Genomic DNA, 7123 nt, shown 5'->3' with positions numbered 1-7123 from the left:
AGTGGGGGGGGGGGGGAGGGGGGGGGGGGGGGGGGGGGGGGGGGGGGGGGGGGGGGGGTGGGGGGGGTGCTCCCCCCCCCCCCCCCCCCCCCCCCCCGAAGCCGCTCCCCCCGGCGGCCGATCCGCCTCCGCCGCCGCTGCAACCGGCCAGCAGCAGCGCGGCCAGTGCGGCGGTCACGGCGAGCGTCGGGCGTGCGGTCGTCGGCATGGTCTTCCCCCGGGGATGCGAGTCATGGTCGGCTCCTGACGGCGGCCCGTCCCCCGGGCACCTCAGGGACCAACGAACGTCCGGGGCCCGATGACTCCCGAGCGAATCCCGAGCGATTCCGCACCGACTCCCGGCCGACTCCCGACCCGGCTCCCGACCCGGCGACGGCGCCTCCGGACCGGCCGGGGGCCGCGCCGCTCGCCCGCTCCTTCGCTCCCCCGCTACTCGGCGTCGCGCTCGTGCTCGGCCAGGAACTGCTCGAAGCGCCGCCCCAGTTCCTCGGCCGAGGGCAGGTCCACCGGCTCGGCCAGCAGGCTCTCCCGGCCCTCCGCGCCCGCCACCGCGTCGTACTGGCCCTCCATGCCGCGGATCGCCGAACGCAACTCGCCGTCCCCCTGGGCCAGCTGCGCCTCGATGTCGGCGTACACCTCGGGCACCCGCTCGCGCAGCCCGGTGCCGGGCAGCACCAGCCCGGTGGCGGACTGCGTCGCCTCCAGGACCAGCACGGCCGCGGCCGGGTAGGCGGAGCGGGCCACGTAATGCGGGACGTGCACGGCGAAGCCGAGGACGTCGTGCCCGGCCTCGGCCAGGCGGTACTCCACCAGCGCCTGGGCGCTGCCCGGGACCTGCGCCTGCTCGAACCACTGCGGGTAGCCCGGGGCGAGGTCCAGCCGGTTGCCGTGCGGCGTCAGACCGACGGGGCGGGTGTGCGGCACGCCCATCGGGATGCCGTGGAAGTCGATCGAGAGCCGGACCTCGAAGCGCTCCACCAGCTCGCGGACGGCGCGCGCGAAGCGCTCCCACTCGACGTCCGGCTCGGGGCCGGTGAGCAGCAGGAACGGCGCGCCGGCGGCGTCGTGGACGAGCTGGAGCAGGATCTCCGGCGGGTCGTAGGAGGCCCAGCGGTCGTGGTCGAAGACCATCGGCGGGCGGCGGGCCCGGTAGTCCACCAGACGGTCGTGGTCGAAGCGCGCGACCACCTGCGGCGATCCCGTCTCCAGCAGGTGAGCCACCACCTGGCCGCCGGCCTCGCCGGCGTCCATGAAGCCCTCGTAGTGCTGGAGCAGCACCAGGCCGGCACCGGTGTCGCGCAACCGCGCGTTGGCCGCGGCCACGGCGGCCACGCCCTGCTGATCCAGCTCGTACAGCGCCTGGAAGTCACGCACCGCGCACCCAACCCCGTTCTCTGCTCGTCCCGGTCGACCGGCTTCTCGTCCTGTCCAGCGTGCCGGGCGCCGCCGGAATTCCCGCTCTGCCCGCCGTCCTGGTCCCGCGGCGCCGCGGCCGTGCCCGGGCTCGGCGGAGGAACCGGCCGGCGGACCGGCGGACGGACCGGGGACGACCCGCCCGGGGCCGTGCGGGGACCGGTCCGGCGGCCCGCCGCGGGACGCGCCCGGCGGCCCCGGCCGACCGCTCCGGACCATGATCGCACCCGGTGGCAGAGCCCCTGGTCACGGCCGTGGTCACGCCCCCCGGAGGGGTCCGTCCGGAGGGCCCTGGAACGGCCCGGGCGGCCATTCGCGTGCCGCGAAGTGACGCACCGCCTTCTGGCGGGTATCGTCCTCTCGCTGCCTCGCATCGTCGCGTCGTCGTCACGTCGTCCGTAACGCCGTCGGCCACGTCCCGGTCCGGTGCTCGGCCAGCCACCCACGACGCATCTTGCCTTCACCTGGCCGCCTGCTTCCCTTCGCGCTCTCGTTTCCTCCTCGGCCATTTCGCGGACGCACACTGTCCCCCCGCACTTCCCGCCGGACCGGTCCGAGGACCCGTGTCCGTTCCGGCACCCCGCGCCGCCCGTTCCGGGCCGCCGCCCCCACCCCGTCCGACCGGACCTCCGGCGTGCGCGGGTGCCCGGCCGGCGGGCCCGGGCCCAGGCGTACCCAGCCCAGCGCACCCCGTTCCGCACCCCGGCGCGGGAGGCACCCTCCGACCGATGAAGGACCAAGGTTCCGTGCCCGTACCTGTCATCCTCACCGGCCGCACCGTGCGGCTGGAGCCCCTTGCCGCGCACCATGCCGAGGCCATCGCCGAGGCCGGCGCCGAGGACCGTACGACCTACGCCTTCACGCCCGTCCCGCACGGCCTGGAAGCGGCCCGCGACTACGTCGCACGGGCGCTCGCCGACCAGGCCGCGGGCCGGTCGCTGCCGTTCGCCACCGTGAACCTCGCCGACGGCCGGGTCGTCGGCTCCACCCGGTTCCTGGAACTCGACTACTGGCAGGGCCCGCTGGTGTGGCCGCCCGCGCCCGGGGTCCCGTTCGGCGATCCGGCCACGGCCGTCCCCGACGCGGCCGAGATCGGCAACACCTGGCTCTCGCCGCGCGCCCAGGGCACCGGCATCAACACCGAGGCCAAGCTGCTGATGCTCCGCCACGCCTTCGAGACCTGGGGCGTGCGGCGGATCTCGATGCGCGCGGACGCCCGCAACCTGCGCTCGCGCGCCGCGATCGAGCGGCTCGGCGCGACCTCCGAGGGCGTCCGCCGGGCGCACTCGCGCGGGCTGGACGGGGTGGTGCGCTCCACCGCGTTCTACTCGATCCTCGACGACGAGTGGCCGGCCGTCCGGGACATCATCGAGCTGCGGATCGCCGCCGCCACCTCGCCGAGCGCCCCGGATCCGGCGATCAACCAGGAGTGCCTTAGACAGGGCGGCAGCGCCGGGCAGCTGATGATCACGGCCTGAGGCCGGGCCCCCGGGAGCCCCCGGGCACCAGGCCGTGTCTCAGGACGCGCGCCCGGGCGCGGTTCACGAGGCGCCGGCCCGGGCCAGGACGGCCGGCAGGACCGTGTGGTCGTCCCAGGCCCGGTGGCGGCTCGGATCCGCCTCGACCAGGACCTCGGCCGGCCGCCAGCCGCCCCGCACCCGGGACACCCGAACGCGGTAGATCTCCGCGCCGTCCACGCCGCGGTGCAGGTGCAGGACGCCCTCGGAGGTGACGGCGACCCAGCGCTCGTCCGCGTCCCGGGCGCGCGTGCCGCGCCGGATCCGCTCCCAGTCGCCGTCCGACCAGCTCAGGTCCGGCACCGGGTGCGGGCGGGGCAGGCTGATCGGCTCCAGGTGCGGTCCGCCGGCCGCGCGGACGCCGCCCGGCTCGGGGAACGCCCAGGCGGGCAACGGCTCACAGGCGTCCAGCCAGGCGCGCGGGATGCCCTGGGCGCCGGTGTGCGCGGCGACCACTCCCCCCGTGATGGCGGCGACGGTGTCCATGTCGCCGCCGGCCGCGATCGCCTCCCACACGGCGGCGCGGTAGTCGGACAGGTTCCGGGCGGCGCACCACAGCGCGTACGGGACGGTGTCGGCCGCCGACGTCCGGCTGCCGTTGCCGAGCAGCCGCGCGGCGACCCGCGGGTCCGGCCGGCCGAGCAGCGCGCGGGCCTCCCGCAGGCCGTCCCTGAGGACCCCGTTCGGGGTGAGGTCGGCCACCGCCTCCAGGAAGCGCTCCGGCGTCATCGGCCGGGTGCGCGACCGCGCGGCGTACGCGGCGGCCACCGCGACGGCGATCGCGCCGTCCACGGCCTGCGGGTGGGTGTGGGTGATCAGGGCGGTGCCGGCGGCGGGGCGCACCACGGCCCGCGGGTCCTCCGCGTGGGCGGCGCCGAGCGGGGCGACCCGCATCGCGGCGCCGTTGCCGTACGAACCCTGGCCGTCGAAGAGTTCGGAGGCCAGCCGCTCGGCGTCGCCGCCCTCGCGGACCAGCCGGAGCAGCCGGTTGGCGGCCGGGCCGTAGCCGCGGTCGAAGTCGTGGCGCAGGGCGAAGGCGTAGGTGAGGTCGAAGACGTCGATCGCGCCGCGCTCGGCCCGGGCGGCGTACACCGAGCAGGCCATCTCGGTGTCGTCGGTCCACGGCCAGGGGCCGGGCGGTTCGGTGCGGGCCGCGAGATGGGCCCGGGCGGTCTCCGGGACGAAGAACTGGGCGCCGAGGGCGTCGCCGACGCAGAGGCCGAGGAGCGAGTCCAGCGCGGGGCCCGCGTGGCCGAATGGAATGGTCATATGGCCTCCAGCAGAGCGCTTCGGCCGGCGACCCGTCAACCACCGCGGCCTTCGGCCCCACCGACGGGGGATGTTTCGCATACCGCCGAACCCGGCGGGCAGGCACCCGGGCATGACCCGCGCGAACCCCCTCGACCCGGTCGCCCTGCTCGGCGCCGACCAGCAGCACATCGCCACCCGGGCGCAGCTGCGCCGGCTCGGCGTGCCCTCCGGCACCATCGCCCACCGGCTGAGGCCGGGCGGCCCCTGGCAGCAGGTGCTGCCCCGGGTGATCTGCCTCCAAAACAGGCGGCTGACGTTCCATCAGAAGCTGCGGGCCGCACTGGCGTACGCGACGCCGAAGGGGCGCGAGCCACGCTCCGGCGAGGTGCTGCTGACCGGCTTCGCGGTGCTGGCCGAGGCCGGGCTGCCGAGTGCCGGTCACCCGGCCGACCTGAACGCCGTCGATGTGCTGATCCCGAGTCAACGACGCGTCGGCGACAGGGAGTTCGTCCGGGTCCACCGAGCCTCCGGGGCGATGCCCGGGGGCTTCGAGCGGGACGACGGGCTGTGGAGCACCACCGTCGCCCGGGCACTGGCCGACCTCGCGCCGAGGGAGACCGGGCAGCGCAGGTTCCGGGCGCTGTGCGCGGAGGCCGTCCAGCGGAGGCACTGCGAACTCGGGGAGCTGCTCGACCAGTTGCTGTCCCGGCCGGGCGCGCTCGGACTGCCCCAGGTGGCCCGGGTGGTGGAGGACCTGACGGCCGGGGTGCGGTCGGTGGTGGAGGGCGAGGCCCGCGAACTGCTGGCGCACGCCGGCCTGCCGGAGCCGCTGTGGAACCCGGTGCTCTTCCTGGACGGCCGCTTCCTCGCCGTCCCGGACGCCTACTGGCCGCACGCCTGCGTGGCCCTGGAGATCGACTCCCGCGCCTGGCACCTGCGCCCGGCCGAGCACGAACGCGGCCTGGCCCGCGCCAACCGCCTCACCGCGGCCGGCCTCCCGGTGGTCCGCACCACCCCGACCCAGCTCCGCCGGGACCCGTCCCCGGTGCTCCACGAACTGACCGCGCTGGTCACCACCGGGCCCCACGCCCCCCACCCGCGCATCACCTGGCGCCGGGCGCGGTGACCTCCCGGGGTGCGCGCCCGGCGGCGGGACGGGCGCTACGTCGCCGAGCCGTGCCGGGCTCCGGCCTCCTCGGCAGCGGCCACCAGCCGGCGCAGCTCGGCGAGGTGGGCGGCGAGGGCCGCCCGCCCCGCACCGGTGGCGGCGAGCCACGTCCGGGGCCGCTTGCCGACGTACCCCTTCTTCACCGCGAGGTACCCGGCCTCTTCGAGGGCGGTCGCGGCCTTGCTGAGGACGGAGTCGGAGACCTCGCAGTGGTCCCGGACGGCACCGAACTCGGCCTCCTGGCAAGCGCTGAGGAAGGCCAGCACGGTCAGGCGGGTGGGGTGCTGGAGCAGCGGATCGAGGGCTGACGGCATCAGCCGGCCTCCCCGCCGCGCCGGACCCGGCGGTTCAGCCGGCCGGTCGCCCCCCAGAACGCGAGCCCCGCCGCGACCCCGGCGGTGGCGCCGATCCAGCGCGGGCCGCCGCCGGCCAGCCAGGCGAGCGCCATGCCGGCCGCGCCCGCGCCGCAGACCCCGAGGACCGCCAGCGCGACGGCGCCGCCGATACCGGAGGGCACGCCACGCCGGACGATGCCGCCGCTGCGCATCGCGGCCCGGGCGGCCGTCCCGGACAGGATGCCGAAGGCGCTCCCGAGCACCGCGATCAGCCAGACCCGCTCGGCCTCGATCGCCTGGCCGACGCCCAACCCGTAGGCGGAGAAGGCGAACGCGAAGAGCACGCCGTACCAGCCGGGCATCCGCCCGGGACGCCGCGCGGCCGCCCGGGCGCCTTCGGCCAGGCGCAGTGCCTCGGCGGCGGGCAGGTCGGTGTGGGTGGAGTCACTCATGGGATCCCCCTCGAAGACGATGGCGATTCCACTATGGCATCTTGTTTCCACTATGGAAAGTACTTTCCACCGGTCGAGGTCGCGAAAAGGCCGCGGCCCCCGCCCCTGGGGAGGGGCGGGGGCCGCGGACCGCGCGTCGGGGGCCGGGGAGCCGGTTCAGCAGCGGGAGTCGATCTCCAGGAAGGTGGCGTAGTGGTCGGCGGACCAGTACTGCTCGCCGGATCCGCCGGTGACGACCCGGCGGGTGCCGCGGTCGTTGGAGCCCGGGGTCACCACGGTGAACTCGTGGTAGTAGCCGTCGGCCTTCTTGGGGAGGCGGCTCTCGCGGTTCTCGAAGACGATGCCGTCGCGGCTGTAGGGGTAGGGCCCGCCCTTGGCGATCAGGGTGAGGGTGTCCACCGCCTGGCTGGGCAGCTTGGTGCGGCAGACGTCGGCCATCGAGGGGTCGCTGGGGACCCAGGTGCCGGCCGGGGCGGGGGCGGTGGCGCCCCCGGCGGGCGGGGACGGCTTGGGGGCCGCGGGCTTGGGGGCCGTGGACCCGGACGCCGGAGCAGCCGCGGTCCCGGTCGCCGAGGCGCTCGCCGCGGCGGTGGGGTGGCCGCTCCCCTTGTTCGTGAGCAGGTAGCCGGCCCCGGCCAGGAGCGCCAGGAGCAGCACGGCCACGACGACGAGCGGGTTCTTGCGGTTGGTCATGCGGTCAAGCTTGGCAGGCCGCCGGCCCCTGCCGGGCGAGCCGCGCATGTGGCCGCCGCCACACCGGCCACCGCACCCGCCGCGCCCGCCGCAACCGCCCGTAGGCACGTGGGCGCGCGCCGGACCGGGCGCGAACGTACGGCCGGGCGCAGACGTACGGCCGGGGGGGGGGGGGGGGGGGGGGGCGAACCCCCCCCCCCCTTTCCCCCCCCCCCCCCCCCCCCCACCCCCACCCCACCCCCCCCGCCCCGCCCCCCCAACGCGCCCCGAATAGATCCCACTTCCGCGGGCCTA

7 protein-coding genes are annotated in these 7123 nt (G+C 76.7%); 2 read left to right on the top strand and 5 right to left on the bottom strand.

Features of this window, described 5'->3' with window-relative positions:
• Positions 1-429: 429 nt before the first annotated feature.
• Complete coding sequence (locus tag ACZ55U_RS37015) at positions 430-1374, bottom strand: PAC2 family protein (RefSeq protein ID WP_465533663.1); 945 nt, start codon at positions 1372-1374, stop codon at positions 430-432.
• 785 nt (positions 1375-2159) lie between these two features.
• On the opposite strand from ACZ55U_RS37015, the gene ACZ55U_RS37010 reads away from it, so the two are divergent.
• Complete coding sequence (locus ACZ55U_RS37010) at positions 2160-2891, top strand: GNAT family N-acetyltransferase (RefSeq protein WP_465533661.1); 732 nt, start codon at positions 2160-2162, stop codon at positions 2889-2891.
• Between the two features lie 63 nt (positions 2892-2954).
• Here the strand turns inward: ACZ55U_RS37010 and ACZ55U_RS37005 are convergent, their stop codons facing one another.
• Positions 2955-4199: an ADP-ribosylglycohydrolase family protein gene (locus ACZ55U_RS37005; protein ID WP_465533659.1), complete on the bottom strand. Its 1245-nt coding sequence runs from the start codon at positions 4197-4199 to the stop codon at positions 2955-2957.
• A gap of 112 nt (positions 4200-4311) precedes the next feature.
• Between ACZ55U_RS37005 and ACZ55U_RS37000 the strand changes: the two genes are divergently transcribed.
• Positions 4312-5307, top strand: coding sequence for a hypothetical protein (locus tag ACZ55U_RS37000; RefSeq protein ID WP_465533657.1), 996 nt, complete (start codon positions 4312-4314; stop codon positions 5305-5307).
• A gap of 35 nt (positions 5308-5342) precedes the next feature.
• On the opposite strand, the gene ACZ55U_RS36995 is transcribed toward ACZ55U_RS37000, so the two are convergent.
• From ACZ55U_RS36995 to ACZ55U_RS36985, 3 genes are all read right to left on the bottom strand, one after another.
• Positions 5343-5663: a transcriptional regulator gene (locus tag ACZ55U_RS36995; RefSeq protein ID WP_465533655.1), complete on the bottom strand. Its 321-nt coding sequence runs from the start codon at positions 5661-5663 to the stop codon at positions 5343-5345.
• Complete coding sequence (locus ACZ55U_RS36990; protein ID WP_465533653.1) at positions 5663-6136, bottom strand: hypothetical protein; 474 nt, start codon at positions 6134-6136, stop codon at positions 5663-5665. Before ACZ55U_RS36990 ends, ACZ55U_RS36995 begins: the two co-directional genes overlap by 1 nt.
• 156 nt (positions 6137-6292) lie before the next feature.
• Positions 6293-6829 (bottom strand): ribonuclease, encoded by a 537-nt coding sequence (locus ACZ55U_RS36985; protein WP_465533651.1) that lies wholly within the window; start codon positions 6827-6829, stop codon positions 6293-6295.
• Between the last annotated feature and the right edge of the window lie 294 nt (positions 6830-7123).

The organism is Kitasatospora sp. NPDC034533, from assembly GCF_055575155.1.
This window is presented reverse-complemented; position numbering and strand designations above follow the sequence as displayed.